Source organism: Frankia sp. CeCAU1, assembly GCF_977971845.1.
The window spans coordinates 1-3,219 of record NZ_CDWWXA010000248.1; the positions used below are offsets into that span (position 1 = coordinate 1).

Here is a 3,219-nt window from a genome sequence, read left to right on the forward strand (position 1 = left end):
GGGCGGGGCAGGGCAGGTCGAGCGGGTGGACGGCGACCTGCTCGCCCAGCTCCCGATCATCGACGAGGTCCTCGACGCGTTCGGGATCGCCCGGGCGGAGGCCGCCGGGTTCGAGGCTGACGACGTGATCGCGACGCTGGCGACCCGTCACCGGGGGGAGGTGGACATCCTGACCGGTGACCGGGACCTGTTCCAGCTCGTCGACGACGCGGCCGGGGTGCGGGTGCGGTACGCGGTGGAGAAGTTCGCGGTGGTGGACGAGGCGGCGGTGACGGCACGCTACGGCGTTCCGGGGCGGGCCTATGCCGATTTCGCGGTGCTGCGCGGTGATCCCAGTGACGGGTTGCCGGGGGTGGCGGGGATCGGGGCGAAGACCGCCGCGGCGCTGCTGACCCGGTTCGGGTCGCTCGCGGCGGTGCTCGCCGCGGTTGACGCCGACGGCGGTGCGGGTCTGCCGGCCGGGGCGCGGCGTCGGTTGCGGGGCGCCCGGGACTATGTGCGTGCCGCGGTGGGGGTGGTGGCGGTGGTGCGGGACGTGCCGGTGGGTGCCTTCGCCGATCTGCTGCCGGCGGCGCCGGTCGATCCGGCGGCGGTGGGGGCGCTCGCCGAACGGTGGGGGCTGACCGGTTCGTGCACGCGGCTGGTGCGGGCGCTGGCCGAGGCCGCGGACGGCTGAGCCGGCGTGTTCGTCCGGTCGCCGCTTGAGCGGGCGTGTTCGTCCGGCTGCCGCAGTGACGCGCAGGGTCATCTCGGCGGGTGGGTGGTGGGGCTGCCCGTCATGGCGCTGCCCTGGTGACGGTAGGTTTCCCTGCGTACCTCGGCGTGGGCACACGCAGGCGGTGCGCCGGTTGACGTCGCGGGGGCGGATCGTCGCCTACTGTTGCCCTCCGGGTGAGCTTCGGGTGGGCGGGTGCCCACCCGGACGAGCAGGGCCCAGGCGGCGCAGCGGTGCAGCGGATGCTCACCGGACGAGCAGGTGGCGGTGCAGGTGACGGCAGCGGAGGTCAGGGTGGGGCTGCGTGAGCGGCTCGCGGGCAGGCGGGTCCTGGTGACCGGGGTGACCGGGTTCGTCGGGGAGGCGCTGCTGGAACGGTTGCTGTCGGACTTCCCCGACACGGCGGTGGTGGCGCTGGTGCGGCCGCGGGGCAGTCACAGCGGGGCGGCGCGGCTGGCGCGGATGATGCGGAAGCCGGCGTTTCGCGGGTTGCGGGAGGCGTTGGGTGCGGCGGGGGTGGCGGCGCTGCTCGCCGAGCGGGTGGAGGTGATCGAGGGGGATCTGGCGTCGATGCCGGATCTGCCCGCCGACCTCGACGTGGTCATCCACTGTGCCGGGGAGGTGTCGTTCGACCCGCCGGTCGACGAGGCGTTCACCACGAACGTCGGTGGGGTGGCGGAGCTGCTGCGGGCGCTTGCGGCCGGGGGGGCCAGGCCTCATCTGGTGCATGTGTCGACGGCGTATGTGGCGGGGTTGCGTTCGGGGCACATCGCCGAGGGGCCGCTGGCCCATGACGTGGACTGGCGGGTCGAGTGGGATGCGGCGTCGCGGGTGCGCCAGCAGACCGAGGACGCCTCGCGTGCGCCGGAGTGTTCGGCGCGGTTTCGGGCGCAGGCGTCGCGGCGGTTCGCCGCCGCCGGGGCGCAGACGGTGTCGGCGGAGGCGGAGCGGCTGCGCCGGGCGTGGGTGGCGCGGCGGATGGTGACGGCCGGGGGTGAGCGTGCGCAGGTGCTGGGGTGGACGGATGCGTACACGTTCACCAAGGCGTTGGGTGAGCGGTATCTGGAGGATCATCACGGGGATCTGCCGTTGACGGTCGTCCGTCCCTCGATCATCGAGAGTGCGCTGCGCCGGCCGTTCCCGGGGTGGATCGAGGGGTTCAAGATGGCCGAGCCGCTGATCCTGGCCTATGGCCGCGGTGAGCTGCCGGACTTCCCCGCCTCCCCGGACGCGGTGGTGGACATCATCCCGGTGGATCTGGTTGTCAACGCGATCCTGGCGGCGGCGGCGGTGGTGCCGCCGGCGGACACCCCGGCCTATTACACGGTGTGTTCGGGTTTTCGTAATCCGTTGCTGTTTCGGGATCTGTACGCCTATGTGCGGGACTATTTCCAGGCCGATCCGTTGCCGCGGCGCGGTCGGGGGACGTTCGCGGTGCCGGAGTGGCCGTTCGCGGGGGCGGCGGCGGTGGAGGCGAAGCTGCGTCGCTCGGAGCGGCTGGTGGGGTTGGCGGGCCGGGCGTTGGAGCATGCCCCGCCCTCGGATCGGGTGCGCCGGTTTGCCGGGGAGCTGGAGCGGGCGGAGAGCCGGGTGGGGTTTCTGCGCCGCTACTCGGATGTGTACCGGGCGTACACGAAGGCGGAGCTGGTCTATGTCGACGACGCCACGGGTGCGTTGCACGCGGCGATGGATCCGGCCGATCAGGCGGAGTTCGGGTTTGATCCGGCGTGTTTCGACTGGCGGCACTATCTGCAGGACGTGCACTGCCCGGCGGTGACGGCGGTGCTGCGACGGCCGCGTGATCCCGCGCCGCCGCGGCGGCTGTCGGGGCATCTGGCCGCCGGTGACGGGGTGCTGGCGGTGTTCGACCTGGACGGGGCGGTGGCGTCGGCGACGGTGATCGAGTCGTATCTGTGGATGCGGTTGGCGGACGCCTCGGCGCCGCGGCGGGTGCGGGAGCTTGCGTCGCTGGCGGTGGCGTTGCCGCGGTATGTGCGTGCGGAGCGTCGTGACCGGGGGCATCTGATGCGGTCGGTGTACGCGCGCTACGCGGGGGTGGATCCGGCGGAGTTGGAACGGCTGGTGGTGGAGGTCGCCGGGGACATTCTGCTGCGGCGGGTGAAACCGGCGGGGATCCGTCGGGTGCGTGAGCATCGGGCGGCGGGGCATCGCACGGTGCTGCTGACCGGGGCGGTGGAGGTGTTGACGCGGCCGTTCGCGCCGTTGTTCGACGATGTGGTCGCCGCGCGGCTGGAGGTGGGTGCGGATGGTCTGCTGACCGGCCGGTTGGAGTCCTCGCCGCTGGTCGGGGATGCGCGGGCGGCGTTCATTGATCATCATGCGCGGGTGTTGGGGGCGGATCTGGGGGTGTCGTGGGCGTATGCGGACAGCCAGTCGGATCTGCCGTTGCTGCGGGCGGTCGGTAACCCGGTGGCGGTGAACCCGGATCTCGCGTTGCATCAGGTGGCGCGGGGGGCGGGGTGGCCGATCGAGGAGTGGGCGTC

The 3,219-nt window shown here is 72.9% G+C and carries 2 protein-coding genes; both read left to right on the forward strand.

Features of this window, described 5'->3' with window-relative positions:
* On the forward strand, positions 1 to 676 hold a 676-nt coding region (locus tag AC08OO_RS23070; protein ID WP_476619080.1), incomplete at its 5' end, for a 5'-3' exonuclease.
* Between the two features lie 333 nt (positions 677 to 1,009).
* On the forward strand, positions 1,010 to 3,219 hold a 2,210-nt coding region (locus AC08OO_RS23075), incomplete at its 3' end, for an HAD-IB family phosphatase (protein ID WP_476619081.1).